The 14970-nt window shown below is 38.5% G+C and carries 9 protein-coding genes; 7 read left to right on the top strand and 2 right to left on the bottom strand.

Annotated elements, in window-relative coordinates; all coding sequences use genetic code 11:
- The first annotated feature begins 132 nt into the window (after positions 1–132).
- Positions 133–756: a hypothetical protein gene (locus HRT55_RS18225; RefSeq protein WP_291623510.1), complete on the top strand. Its 624-nt coding sequence runs from the start codon at positions 133–135 to the stop codon at positions 754–756.
- Positions 757–879: 123 nt separating this feature from the next.
- Here HRT55_RS18225 and HRT55_RS18220 read toward each other — a convergent pair whose 3' ends face one another.
- Positions 880–1467 (bottom strand): hypothetical protein, encoded by a 588-nt coding sequence (locus tag HRT55_RS18220; RefSeq protein ID WP_291623509.1) that lies wholly within the window; start codon positions 1465–1467, stop codon positions 880–882.
- Positions 1468–2007: 540 nt separating this feature from the next.
- Here HRT55_RS18220 and HRT55_RS18215 point away from each other — a divergent pair.
- The 5 genes from HRT55_RS18215 to HRT55_RS18195 all read left to right on the top strand — a co-directional run bounded on the left by HRT55_RS18215 (position 2008) and on the right by HRT55_RS18195 (position 11093).
- Positions 2008–2607 (top strand): CCXG family PEP-CTERM protein, encoded by a 600-nt coding sequence (locus HRT55_RS18215; protein ID WP_291623508.1) that lies wholly within the window; start codon positions 2008–2010, stop codon positions 2605–2607.
- A 392-nt stretch (positions 2608–2999) separates the two neighbouring features.
- Complete coding sequence (gene mgtE / locus HRT55_RS18210) at positions 3000–4343, top strand: magnesium transporter (protein ID WP_291623507.1); 1344 nt, start codon at positions 3000–3002, stop codon at positions 4341–4343.
- A 584-nt stretch (positions 4344–4927) separates the two neighbouring features.
- On the top strand, positions 4928–6439 hold the full coding sequence (locus tag HRT55_RS18205) for an MFS transporter (protein WP_291623506.1): 1512 nt from the start codon (positions 4928–4930) through the stop codon (positions 6437–6439).
- A 159-nt stretch (positions 6440–6598) separates the two neighbouring features.
- Complete coding sequence (locus HRT55_RS18200; protein ID WP_291623505.1) at positions 6599–8335, top strand: bifunctional protein-serine/threonine kinase/phosphatase; 1737 nt, start codon at positions 6599–6601, stop codon at positions 8333–8335.
- Between the two features lie 628 nt (positions 8336–8963).
- On the top strand, positions 8964–11093 hold the full coding sequence (locus HRT55_RS18195; RefSeq protein WP_291623504.1) for a hypothetical protein: 2130 nt from the start codon (positions 8964–8966) through the stop codon (positions 11091–11093).
- A gap of 434 nt (positions 11094–11527) precedes the next feature.
- Here the strand turns inward: HRT55_RS18195 and HRT55_RS18190 are convergent, their stop codons facing one another.
- The gene (locus HRT55_RS18190) at positions 11528–13915 is read right to left on the bottom strand and encodes a S8 family serine peptidase (protein WP_291623503.1); all 2388 of its coding nucleotides are present in this window, start codon (positions 13913–13915) and stop codon (positions 11528–11530) included.
- A gap of 219 nt (positions 13916–14134) precedes the next feature.
- Here HRT55_RS18190 and HRT55_RS18185 point away from each other — a divergent pair, with 219 nt between their 5' ends.
- Positions 14135–14833 (top strand): 2OG-Fe(II) oxygenase, encoded by a 699-nt coding sequence (locus tag HRT55_RS18185; protein WP_291623502.1) that lies wholly within the window; start codon positions 14135–14137, stop codon positions 14831–14833.
- Positions 14834–14970: the final 137 nt, after the last annotated feature.

Below are 14970 nucleotides of genomic sequence, written 5' to 3'. Positions count from 1 at the left end.
TAGGTTTATGCTGTTAGTTTTTTTGAAAGTGGCTTTAGTAGTATCAAATTAGTTTAATGTTATCATTGCAACATATTTTAGGCAGGATTTAATAAATCCTAATGTTAAACTCTCATTAATCGGTTGGTATAGATGCAAAAAATCAATAACATAGTTAGTTTCCAAGGTATTCTATTCACTCTGGCTATATTTTGGCAAACGAGTTTAACTGCCCAGACAATAACCGAGCATGTTATGGAAAAAACTGCAAATAAAGTTGAAAAAACACAGTTAACTGAGTTTGATGATGTGGAAAATGAAACACTAAAGCAAACGGTAAAGTCTATTCAAATAGAGCTGGTTAAATTAACGGATAATAGTGGTTTAACCTATGTAGGCGGCAAAGTTAATGCCGCAGACCTTGATGTATATTTATCCCAAATGAAGCAAATACTAGGTGATGACTTTACCCTGTATCGACAGTACCAAAGTAACAGAGATCATCACACCTTCCACATGACATTAATTAATCCCTATGAATACCAAACACTAAAAAAACCTGTGGCTATAGGAACAAATTTATCGGTATCATTACGTGGTTTAGCACGAGTAAGTGTTGACGATAAAACTGCATATTTTGTTGTTGCCCAATCTATGCAGGCGAAAAGTTATCGTCAAAGTTTAGTGTTAACTGATAAAGACTTCCATGTAACCCTAGGATTTTATCCTAGCGATGTTTATGGTGTGAATAAGGGAATAGAAACGCTTATTAAATAAAACAGTTAGAATAACTAAAAAATAGATAAGCCTTGGCCATAACGAAGAAGAGAAGCTAATAAAAAACTACCACGTTAAATGTTTATGCGTCATGGCTGAATACATGACAGTTAGGCGCTAGCTTTAATCATTTTGACTTGACTGATTTTCTAAATATTCTTTGGAAACATCTAAACCCGTCACCAGTACACCTATTACCTTTTTCGCTGAATTTTTAATTAAGATGCAGTAAAAAAACTGATAGGTACTTGCGCTAGAATCCCACTTAGTAGGACCAACATAAGCACCATTAATACGGATAGGTTGTTGGAATTTATCTTCGTCTCCCTGCCAATAGTCCGTTGGTTTGGGAAAAACAGCCACTAAGACACCATTTTTATCAAGGACCATCATTTCAGCAATATCAAGCTTAGGGTTTTTAATAAATTCTATTATTTTGGCTGCTAAAGGGTTATGCATCACCGACTTTTGTAGCTTTCTATTTAATTGCCAATTTGCATCTAATTGCATGATATTTATAATACCAACATTTTTCTCGTTTGCTGCCACTATAGCTGATATAACCAAAGGTGATTTAGAAAAATTAATCAGTAGGTCTTTGTGCTGTTTAACTATTGCATCTTTATATTCAGTTTCGGTTTCTACCTGACGAGCAAACAGATCAGGGTTGTATAAGAGAAGTAAAGACAGAGCAATTGAGAGTAGTTTCATTAGCAATAACTTGATTAAAGGGACTCAGTTAAGTTTTGCACAATTAAGCAATTGTACAAGTTTTGCAAGTAACATCTCGGCATGAAAATCACCCAATAACTGCTTTGCAGGACATTCGGCCGTAGAATTGAGCTATGGATATTTACCCTATCTGCAATGCGGTTTTAGTAAGACTGAAACACTCTCTTTATAGTGTTATTAAATTTTTATTAATGCTGGTTAAATTCAACCCTGCTTGTCCGGATCGCTTTGCCAACAATACCACCGTCAACTACAGGATTGATAACAAGAACAACAGACATCAAACCAAAACTCTTAATTCATCAACATATCGCTTATTTTCAAGCTAAATATTGTAAAAACCATGTAAAATCAACAGGTTTACCAGTGTCTGAATTATTTACACAATTGTTCTAGTTTATATTTAAAGCTGGAAAACCATTGCAAAAACCTAATAAATACAGTCAACTGAACTATTGGCATAAATAATGCTAAACAGGGTGATTTTAATATTTTTTAATTATAATGGAAGTAGTGCTTATGAAATTACAGCATATTAAAGCAGTTTTGCTTGGACTCATTTTTTGTGCCGCTAACGCGAGCGCAACGTTAATCACCTTAGAAACACGAGATATCAATAACGATTTCGATAAAAGCGATTTACTTAGCTCTTGGAACAACAGTACCGCTGGTAATGTAAACAGTATTGATTCATTCGAGATGTTTAAATCAGGTAATGATAGCCTTACCATGCTAACTATTGATTTCACTATCAAATATGATGGCCTTTGGAGCTTTGAAAGTGGCTTAGATGCTGGACACGGCGCGGCTTTGTTTGTTGACGGTACACTCGTTGATAACCGTACTGATAATTTATGGTGGGGCTATAACTGGAACCATTCAGACGTTTTTAAAGTAGAAGACATTGCCCTTTCAACGGGTGATCACGTTATTCAACTATTATGGGCTGAAAATTGCTGTAATGGCGCAAGCAGTGTTCGCTTCACCGAAAAAGCAGGTCAAGAAAGACCACTAAGCGTTGCCAACGTGGCAGCAGCAAGTATTCCAGAGCCAACAAGCATTGCACTCTTTGGTCTAGCTGCTTTAGGCTTAATGACTAGACGTAAACTTGCAAAATAATTAAATCGATAACAGTTATTTATTGATGTAAGTTACTAATGTAAGTATTGGTATAAAGAACAAGCCCCGCAATTGCGGGGCTTTTTATTAAAAACAACGGCTATAATATTGCCATTAGATATTAACTAGATATCCCCCCCCTCTTACGCCATCGAGCTTTACTCTGTAATATTTTGATACATCAATAATGTCTTTATTGATTTTGGCACGTTGCCACTGAGCTTAAGCTTTTGTTATCCTAAGGCGAAAATTACACCCGTGCCTATGCGGCTATCTTGCTAGTTACTATCGCCACTATTTTTCACTTTAAAGTATTATTAATACCAATCCGTATAACTCTCTATATTTCCTGAATTGCTACCGATAAATAAAATCACCATAAGGCGACGCTTTTGAGCCAAAAAACACTGACAGAACAAATTAACCGCTTACTTGAAAGATCAGACAAAGTTGAACTTCGCCGCCTGCTTAAACATATGCATGATGCAGACTTTGCTGCTGCTATTGAAGATTTCCCTGCTCCGCTAATTTTACAGTTATTACTGTTATTATCCTTACCAGCACAATGCCATTTATTTGTGTATTTAGATCCACAAAAACAGGCCGATGTCGCCTCATTGATGAGTCGTAATGACTTAGCCGCGCTTTTTTCGAATATGGAGCAAGCCGCTCGCGCCGATTTATACAATCAACTCGATGCACAGCAAAGGCAGGCATTAATGCCCGGTCTTGCCCAAGCCGAGCGCGATGATATTCGTAAACTTGCCAGTTACCCGGAGAAAACTGCTGGCGCTTTAATGACATCAGGCTATGCCACCTTGCGCAGCAACTGGACAGTCAGTAAATCGTTAATAAAATTACGCTTAGAAGCCCCAGACAAAGAAACTATCTATCAAACCTATGTTATCGATGAACAGCGAAGGTTACTGGGCACATTGTCTTTACGAGAGTTAATTCTTGCTGCGCCAGACAGCCTAATTGAAGACATTATGTTATCGGAAGTCATCTCGGTGCAGGTAAGCGATGATCAAGAAAAAATCCCACAAATCATCAGTTATTACGATGTAATCGCCTTGCCTGTGCTCGATGATGAATCAAAACTGGTTGGTATAGTGACTTACGATGATGCCATGGACGCGGCTGAAGAAGAAGCTACAGAAGATGCACAAAAATCCGCCTCAGTAGCCGCACTTGATTCCCCCATGAGTAAAATTAGCCTTTGGGAGTTATACCGCAAGCGTGTTGGTTGGTTGGTCCTACTGGTTTTTGGCGCGCTACTGTCAGGTGCTGGTTTAGCCTTTTTTGAAGATACCATCACCGCTAATATCGCCTTAGTATTTTTTATGCCTCTACTGGTTGGTGCTGGCGGCAATGCCGGCTCACAAGCTGCGGCATTAATGGTACGCTCCCTTGCTACGGGAGACGTTGAGTACAAAGATTGGACTAAAGTACTAAGGAAAGATGCCTTAGTAGCTATGGCGCTTGGCCTAACTATGGCGATGACTGTGTACTTTTTAGGCTTGCTTCGTGGTGGCCCTGAAATAGCCATTATAGTGGCTTTCTCCATGTTTTTCGTGGTCTTTGTCGGTAGTATCATTGGGCTATGTTTACCCTTTATTTTATCGAAGTTAAATTTGGATCCTGCTACAGCTTCTGGGCCATTAGTGACAACAATAGTTGATGCCAGCGGGGTATTAATTTACTTTGGTTTTGCTAGCTTAATACTGAAAATATAAGGTGCAAATATAAACATCAAGAATAAGCTACAGGGAAAACTACAAATTACAGCAATAGCTTGTATCTCTAAGCTGTGCAGCAGTATTTCCTATTTAAAGTATTAGCCTGACATGACATTAAAGTCATGAACAAGAGCAATCATTTATCGGCTGATGGTATTTATTGCTCGGCGGCACTATTGCATTTGCCGTACGCCCGGAGTTCACTTGGCTAAGTTCTTTGCTTATGTAATTAATATTTAAACTCAGAAGTTAAGCTCAATAACCCAGCTTAATAGATAAATTCAATAGTTAAATGAGCTAATGACCCTTGGCATATAACCTTATCAAACGGCAACGTCCTCTTGTTAAGCAAAGCGCTTCAAACAACTTAAACTAAAAACATTCTCATTTAGATAAAAGATAAATTTGGTGCATTTTATCTTTTATTTAGCTGCACTATGGTGCAAAGCCTCTTTCCCCTTATACATAAAACACTAAATAACCAACAATATCATACAGATAAGTTATGGCTTACTTATTGCTAATTATTGTTTACTTAATATTGTTTCTAGAATTTACAGTTAACTAAATCAAGGTTTTGTATGAGTCAATCGTCGTTACAACATAATTTTTTATCTTTTCAGGGCAGAGCCAGAATTCTCCATAGCACTTGGCTGGCTTTTTTCATTACCTTTCTAGTTTGGTTTAGCCATGCGCCACTCATGTCGACCATTAAAGCCAGTATGGGTTTAACCGATATTGAAGCGAAAATATTATTGATTTTAAATGTGGCATTAACCATACCGGCACGTATTGTCACCGGTATGTTAGTTGATAAATACGGTCCGCGTAATTCCTATACGGCGATGTTGGTAGCTACCGCAGTATTATGTTTTTTCTTTGCCTCTGCGCAAAGCTTTGAAACTTTAGCTTTGGCTAAGTTTTTAATGGGCTTTGTTGGTGCTGGTTTCGTCATTGGCATTCGAATGATCAGTGAATGGTACCCAGCCAAACAATTAGGTTTAGCCGAAGGTATATATAAGGGCATGGGTAACGTCGGTTCTGCCGTGGGTGCCGGTAGTTTAGTGTATATCGCCAGTTTATTTGGCGGCGACGACGGCTGGCGTTATGCCATCGCTTCAACAGGCGTATTGGCTTTGTTATATTCAGTATTTTACTATTTTGCTGTAACAGATACGCCAGTAGGCTCTACTTATTTCAAACCGAATAAGTCTGGTGGTCTTGAACTAACCAGTAAACGTGACTTTGTTTTCTGCTTATTATTTAATATTCCTATGGTAGCCGCATTAGTGTTATTAACTTGGCGAGTAACCGATGCTGGTGTGGTTGCTGGTACGGGCGCCGAAGTAGTCGTTGGTGCCGGTTTGATCAGTGACTTTGCCTCTTATGTTATTTATGGTTTGTTACTTGCTTTGATAGCTTACCAATCTTGGAAGTTATATCAGGTGAATAGAGACATGTTGCAATCACCACCGATTGATGAAATTTTACAGTATAAATTCAAACAAGTAGCCATTTTAAGTGTTGGTTATGCGGTAACCTTTGGTGCAGAGCTCTCTGTGATATCTATGCTGGCACAGTACTTTGAAAGCCAATTTTTAGTTGCCGCTGCAGCCGCAGGTGTATTTGGTGCTTGTTTTGCTGCCGTTGATGTACTTTCTTGTCCATCAGGCGGCATGATCAGTGATAAGTTTGGTCGTAAGGTACCTTTGATCTTTTTATTAAGCGGCGCATCATTAGGATTTTTTGTTATGTCATTGATCACGCCAGCATGGCCTCTTGCAGCCGTTGTTGCCACCATGATGATTTGTTCATTTTTCTTAGGCTCGGCAGCGGGCTGTGTTTTTGCGGTAGTGCCCTTGGTTAAGCGTAAATTAACCGGACAAATTGCCGGTACGGTTGGTGCTTATGGTAATGTGGGTGCCGTGGTATTTTTAATGGTATTTTCCTTTGTTTCACCGTCGGTATTTTTTGCGACTATCGGTGCTGGTGTTGCCTTTGCCGTTTGTTGTTCGCTCTTTTTAGATGAGCCAAAAAGTTCTATGGCCGAAGTGATGCCTGATGGCACAGTACAGATGATTGAAGTACATTAAAAACTAGTGATAACTAGTGATACTTAAACATTAATAAAATAATATTATATGGTCGCCTAATTCTTAAAAGTTAAGGTTTCAGATTTGATTTTTAAACCTTAAATCTTAAATTTTAAACTTTAAGGAGTCAGGTGATTTTTCAACCTAGATATAAACAAGGTGAAGCATTTGGCTAGTGAATTAAGCTTTACTGTGGCACAGCGTTCAGTGGCAGGTAAAAAAACTGACAACGAAGATGCCATTGGCATAAGACTTCCTAAAGATTCGTTATTAACCAATAAAGGTGCTGTTGCGGTTATTGCTGACGGTGTCAGTGCTGCAGAGGCGGGTAAAGAAGCCAGCGAAACCTGTGTACATAATTTCTTGTATGACTATTACTCTACCCCCGATAGCTGGAGTGTTAAAAAATCAACCTCACAGGTCTTAACCGCGCTTAATCGTTGGTTATATGGCCAAGGGCAACAATTTAATGATGCTCAAAAAGGTTATGTGAGTACCTTTAGTACCATTATTTTTAAATCACAAACCGCACATGTCTTTCATGTTGGTGATAGCCGTATCTATAGATTTCGCCAAGGTGAATTAGAACAAATCACCCGGGATCACAGTACCTATATTAATGCCAAACAATCCTACTTATCTCGAGCCATGGGTTTAGATGTAAAGCTTGATGTCGACTGTCATAGTCTAGCGGTAGAGCTCGGTGATATTTACTTTTTAAGTACTGACGGTATCCATGACTTCATTAAAAGCAAAAAGTTATCTGCTATTTTAGCTAAGCTTAAACCCGACAGTGATGAGACTCACTTTGAGCAGACCTGCGAGCAATTGATTGCATTAGCGTTAACCAATGGCAGTGGCGATAACTTAAGTTGCCAAATTTTACGACTTGATAGCTTACCGGCACAAACGATTAATGAAGTTGGTCGAAAATTGTCGGAATTACCTTTTCCTCCTTACCTAGAGCCAGACATGATATTGGATGGTTACAAGGTTGAAAAAGTCTTACATGTTAATACTCGCAGTCAAGTGTATGTGGTACGAGATATTGAGAGCGGTGCACGTTATTGTATGAAAACACCGTCGGTAAATTTTGATGATGACTTGGCCTATATCGAACGATTTATTATGGAAAGTTGGATGGGCAGCCGCATCAATAGCCCTCATGTAGTGAAAGTCATTGAGGGTAATAGAGATAAAAATTGGCTCTATTATTTAACCGAATATATCGAAGGAATTACCCTAGAGCAATGGATTAAAGAAAATCCCAAACCTGCGGTGCAAGATGTCGTTTATATTCTTGCTCAAATTGAAAAAGGTCTACGGGCAATGCACAGACGCGAGATTTTGCATCAGGACATCAAGCCGGGCAATATTATGATTGATAACAATGGCGAAGCGAAAATCATTGATTTCGGCTCTTGTTATAGCAAAGGCATAGCTGAAATAGCCACACCGCTTGATGAGCCAGGGATTTTAGGCACTGCCGGTTATTCTGCACCAGAAGTGGTTATCACCGGAAAAAGCACCATACAATCTGAAGTTTTCTCATTAGCTGTGCTCGCCTATGAAATGTTAACGGGTAAAGAACCGTTTTCAGGCAAACTTAATAAATGCAGAACAGTGAAAGCCTACCTTAAAACCAAATATATCCCCTGTTTTGATGAAAACCCCTTGGTGCCTATTTGGATCGACTGTGCCATTAAAAAAGGGCTGCGCTTTAAAGCTGAGCGTCGCCATGAAGACGTATTAGAGTTATTACATGAATTACAAAACCCCAATCCTAAATATAAAAGTAATCACAACGCGGTATTAATGGACAAAAATCCGGTGTTATTTTGGCAAGTTTTTTCAGCCTTTTGGTTTGTCGCTTTTCTTATCTCGCTAGTATTGTAATTTGAAAGGTGTTAACTATGGATCTTCGCAAATTATGAGAATTATTGAATCGTATTTTCTGGGCCGTAGCTAGATTGGGGGTAAATAATTAAAAGTAGTGATAAAATTACAAAAAACCTCAAAAATCGCAAGAAGATAATGGCAACTAAGTGGTAAAAGTGAGCCTTAGCTTTAGCCAATGGATAGTTAAAATTAGTTCACCACTAATTACTTCTTGGTGCGCTTTATAGTCCTTTCAGTCTGAATACCACCATAATTAACGTGTTCAGATCATGTTCCTGCATCATACGAATATTGTGCGCTCAACATTTCAATGATTTCCGCATTGCTTTTGATGTTGTAGGTACGCCTTAGCTCAATAACGAATACTCGGCTGTGAGACGGGTTTAAGCTCTAAGCTGTCGTTGAAATATTAGGTAAGAACGTTAACAATTTAACTTGATTGGTGTCTAGCAAAGTATGGGAAACCCATAGAGGGAGAAATTGATTGGTTAGATGAACAAGTCAAGTCTGTAAAGAAACACATTAAGACGTAAGTCATAAATTTATATATCGGTTTAATCTGTTGATTCATTTTAGAAAACAAGTAACCTGAATTGTTAAACCATTACTGAGAGCATTCCTTATCATGTTACCTTTTAATAAAAAAACACTATTGAATAGCGCTCTTTTTATTTTACTTGGCCAGCCACTCAGCTCGGCATATTGCGGAGATGATTTCCCTGCTCTGCATCTCAATTTAGCTTCATCAGAAAACTATGAATTGGTAAAAGTGATTGATGGGCCGATAAATGGTATTTTTTTCAATGAACAAACAGAACAGATCATTGTTGATTCCAAAAAAATGCTTTGGAAGATAGATCAGCAAGGTATCGTTATCGATAAAATGGTAAAACAACAACACTTCTTTGCATCTGGTTATGCATTTGATTTAAAGAGTTATAACGATTGGGTTTATAGCGGCGATAAATACAATAAAAAGTACCAAAATAGTATAGATGCACGTAGCTATAATTTAACGCAACTCACTGCATTATTTGATACAGCAGAGGTAGTTGAGTTTTCTAGAAAAAGAGATAAAAGTTATGCCCATCTTTACAGTGAAAGTGGCGCGAGACTCGTCGATATAACCGGTCGAAGTGACCTTATTCATAACCGCTGTGAAACCTATGAAAGACGCTTTTCCAACATGAACTGGAAAGATGTTTGTTTTGAAAACTACAAGCGTAACAAAAACCTCGTTATTATTGATGAATCGTTATCCGGTTACAGCTCTTCCTTTGAGTCTGATAACGAAGAGAGTCCATTGCAGCCCATTAAGTTTAAAAGGCAACAATATCATCTCGAAGAAGGAGTACTTGGTCAGGTTGTCAGTTATGTACTTTATCCACTATTAAATGGGCTTCCTGGTGAAATGCCCGCTCGTTATTGGTATGGTGATACCCATTTTCACCTCAAGCACCACGATGAGACCTTAAAATTTAAAGCCTTTACTAACAATAAAAACGACAGGATAAACCACAGTAACCTTTCAATATTCAACACACCTATTTCCAGCCCAGAAAGTATCAAACTGCTTAAAATAAGCTACTTTGATAACCAACATTTAGAATCTGGCACTGAATTAAACGAGCTATATAGTAAAGATGTTGGCTTGTACCTTGTAAGAAAAAAAGGACTAAATCCTGCAGCGATTCATAACAGCAGAAAAGCCAAGTGGAAAGTCAGCTATTCAGGCATGCCCTCGGCCAAAACTGTGTTTGGTTATATTTACTTTACAGGCACAGCCTATTCAGAAAAAGAATTTATACTCGACAGAAACACAATGTCACCCGTTTATGACTTGCCCGATATTATTGCCTTCGAATGGTTTAGCCAAGACAAAAAAGCGCCTTTTCAACTTAAAGTGAGCGATTCAAAAACAGTTACTTTTCAGCAAGAGAACAAAGATACAGAGGTTGGACTCTCTGTTGAATTTGACCAAACAGAGTTAACCGATGCATTTAAGAGGCTATCAGAGCGATCTAACTCAAAAAACAAAGACACGATTATCAACATAATTATCCAGTTTAATCGATTAGGTGAAAATAAAGCGCAATTAAAAGTCATCGTAGAGGCAAACAACCAACAGATTGAATTACAACAGCATAGTTATGGGTTTAGAAGTGTGAAAGGCAAAGGCCAATCATTCACCTATGTAAATCGACTTAAAGTGCTATATAACGAGAGCATTAATAACGGCTCTCTTGATGCCGTTCTTTTGCACATTAATACCTTGGCAATACAGCCAGATTATATTGATAAAAAACTTGAGTACGCAGTGTATACATTAACCTTGCTATTGAACCATTATAATATTCAGGGGGATTTTGAACGCTCAAAACAGGTTGGTTTATATTATGCTGACAATGTTCGACATCTGGTTCCGCAACTGAGTGACGACAGTACAGCCAATATAAATCACTACGTACTGGTTAGTCAGAGCTTAGTCGCCTCAGTAAAGTTAAAAGATTTATCTTATCAGAAAAAAGTGCTACGCATGTTGGGGGAAAGTGTTGATATCAGTACATTAGAAAACTCGTCACTGCTATACAACCTTGCTTGTTATTATGCTGTAAGCAAAAAGAAAGAGGAAATGTTAGCAGCCATTCGCCAAAGCCGTACAATGGGAAAACCTGCAACACAATTTTTAGCAGACAGCGATTTCAAAGATTATTATCTTGATAACGACTTTTTGAAAGCACTTAACCATGATTAAAGGGGTTGAACGTATTATGGTTATTTATGCATAAAAAATTAATTACTTATAAGGTTATGGGGTTGTAAGCTGTATTGGTCTAATTCACCTAATTCTTTAAAAAGATGAATGACTTCTTTGGTGGCTTTTTTGCCTGTCATGAACAAGATAGATTGAACACTCTAAACGGCTTGAATCTCTATTGATGTTAATGTCCGCTATCGTATCTAAGTGAACATAAATAGGCCTAATTTTGAGAGCTAATTTAGGTCAGCAAAGTGGCAACAGTTAACATAAGAGGTAAACCTCATTTACTGACGCGCTTCTCATTATTTATGACACCTCCACACAACCCGTTTAATAAAAAAAGGGTAACTACTATATACTTCAAGTGTTACCCTTTTTTTGATTTTTATAGCTTATGTTATCAAGCTATTTCCTAAGCTAGCTCACAATTACTGTGGCGTAGCTTGGATGTTTAACGTTACGCCTGATGCTGCTGAATAACCATAGATATCAACATACCAAGTACCTTGTGCAGGTGCTGTAAAGTTACAGGTTTCATTGTTGCCATTTTTATATGGACGACAATCATAAGTTGATGAAGTAGATTGCTTACCTTCAGTAACGTATAAATCTGCATCACCACTACCACCAGATAGAGTAACAGTTAGATCGCCATAACCCGCAGCTAAATCAAGGGTATAACGCGTCCACTGTCTTCTTGAAACAGAGATATTGTTAACTGTACTATCGATTGGCTGAACAGCGCCGCCGCCACCAGTACTTGGCTCAGTGTAACTAGCTGTTAAATTAACGCCTGTAAAGTCACTATACGCTTTAATTTTCACATAATAAGTACCGCCAGCGTCGGTACTAGCACATGATTCAACATTACCTGATTTATATGGACGACAGTCATAAACACTATCTGTTGGCTCAGCGCCAAATTTCACATATAAATCCGCATCACCAGTACCACCGGTAGTAGCAAAGTTAATATCAGTAGCACCTACTGGTACTTCCATAGTGAAAACAAGTTCATTGCCGGTAGTTGCTGCTAAGTCAGTTTTAACAACACCATTTTCAAGTACAGTATCGCCCGGTGTTGTACCACCACCGCCGCCACCTGAGCCACTACCGTCACAACCATTGGCTGAAATGTAATCAATGGCATCTTTAGTTTGCGCTAAACCGTAACCAAATTTAACATCACGGCCAGTAGCGCCAAGATCTTGGGCTGTGGCATTAAGTACATTACGAATTTCAACGTTAGTACAAGTAGGGTGATGACTCCACACTAAGGCAGCAACACCGGCAACATGAGGAGATGCCATTGAGGTTCCACTCATTTTACCATAATTGCCCGCACCAATATTTATCGTTGCGTTAGCGCCTAAATTATTTAACATTGCTGCGCCATCTGTATCAGAAACAGTAACACTAGGGATACTAGTTGCGTTTGAGGTACCTAAAGTGCCACCAAAACTACCGGCAACGTTATTATATAAAATGGCACCAACACCGCCGCTGTCTTGACATGCTTTCACTTTATCGTGAAATGAAATGCTGCCACGAGCGATTAAACAAACATTACCACTAGCACCAGAATCAATGGCTTGGCCAGTACCAAAGTTATATAAAGCAGCCGTTGCACTACCTTGGTTTTCCATGGCATTAGCGCTATAACCACTTCCTGCCACAGACACTTCAACCACTGAACCTAGACCTTCAGGGTAAGTAGAATATACATCGACACCTGGACCTGAAATTTCAACTTGGCTATTTTTCTGTGAAAAATCAGCTAAGGCCTTAGCGCTATCAACAGCCGCTACCGACATTACTGAATCGTATGATGCTGGAAAGCTTTCAACATCGGTAGTGCTTGTTGCAACACCGTCGTTACCTGCAGCAGCGATAAGTAATACACCTGCATCATAAGCTGCTTGAATTCCATTTTTCTCACTAATACTTGAACCTGTACCACCTAAACTCATGTTAATAACATCTGAGCCATTGCTGACACATTTGTTAATAGCACTAACTAGGTCAGAAGAATAACCCCAACCTGCTTCATTAAATACTTTAACAATATGTAAATTAGGATCGGTACCAATAACACCTCGAACACCAATGCCATTATTAAGTGCCGCAATAGTACCTGCTACGTGAGTACCATGTGGTCCACCATGGTCAAACCAATTACCTGTTCCGCTATCACTAGTACCATTAATAGTGCCACCTTGTGCACCCATATCTTCATGAGGCAAGTTTAGGCCTGAATCAATGATACAAATTTTCTTACCGCCAGAATTAGCTGATGCAACACTGTCATCAACTTGATCGGCTTGAACCATACCAATACCATAAGGTACACTTTGCGCCATAAAGCGGCGTGGTAAATCTTCTTCTACATATTCAACATTGTCATCATTCGCTAAGCTTATTGCATCGGCTGAAGATAGTTCAGCGCTGATCATGTTCATGTTTGGAAATTCAGCTTTAACTTTAGCGCCTAAACTTTTCAATTTTTTCCTAACTTCAATTAATCGAGCAAAGGCCGTTGGGCTTGCCATATTGCTAAAGCCGGTAACACTATTTGTTGCTGCCGGACTCGCTGATTGACTCATTAACTGAGCGTTAGTTGATTGCTTATATTTAACAATAAATCGTTTTGGTAGAGGTGAACTCGCCACTGCTGATAATAAATTATCTGTGGTTTGCACCCCTACTGGCTCTGCTGCATATAAAGCGGTTGATATTGAAAGCGATAAAACACTTGCGGTAGTTATTATCGCTGTCTTATGCGTCGACATTTTGTGACGTTTGATATTGTTTGACATGAATATTACCTGTACGTTAGTTATAATTATTAGTTTTTGTATACATATTCAGTACTCCTTGATTTTCATCAAAGCCATTCAAACATAGCATTAATACTGCAAATGTTACAAGCATGTTACAGTAATGTTATAAAAATATTTATAATTTGGTTGCGTTGCGTTAGTGTGCTTATATAGAAATGCCAACTAAATTTAAGAAAAATTCTTTAAGGATTACAAATGAGCCAATTTATCGGTGTGTTCGACAACGCTTTATCTGATGAACTTTGCGACCAACTAATGAATGGTCATCAGAGCAGTGATAAAGTAGTAAAAGGTCGTGTTGGCAGTGGTGTAATGACTAACCTAAAAGACAGTCAAGATGTCACTATGGTTGAAAAAGAATGGCAAGCTCTACAGCTTGAAGTCATTAATGCCAGTTACCCCCATGTAAAAGCTTATTTGACTGAGCATTATATGGCGTTAATTTCCGCATTGAACCCTACGGTGAAACATCCTGAAACTGGCTTACCGACCTCGGTAACGAAAGAAAATTTTGTCCACATAGGTAAACCTTATTTAGACCAATTGATCCAATATGTTTTTTGTTACGACAAATTTACCGTGCAGCGCTACGAACAAGGAGTTGGTGGTTATCATTACTGGCACTCAGAAATTTTTCCCCAATTACCACACAATAAGCCTTTACACCGTGTATTAGCTTTTTTGTATTATTTAAACGATGTTGAAGAAGGCGGCGAAACTGAATTTCATTATCAAGAAATAAAGGTAAAACCTAAAAAAGGCTCATTAGTTATTTTCCCTGCCGGTTTTACCCATACCCATAAAGGTCATATTCCTTTGTCTGATGAGAAATATGTGGTTACTTCTTGGTTAATGTATAACAAAGCTGAACAGCTCTATGGTAAAAAAAGTTAGCTGTATTCATTTCAGCACATAAAAGCGGAATCCCGCTGAACTAATCAAAGCAAGCCAGTTGAATGACTGGCGTCTGGCCTCTGCCTCCGTATATAATTAAGCAATTAAATTATTTCAATTTTGCAATTGTCTGCATA

The organism is Colwellia sp. (assembly GCF_013214175.1).
GTDB lineage: Bacteria > Pseudomonadota > Gammaproteobacteria > Enterobacterales > Alteromonadaceae > Colwellia.
The sequence above is the reverse complement of the archived record's forward strand: the minus strand, read 5'-3'. Positions and strand labels throughout refer to the sequence as shown.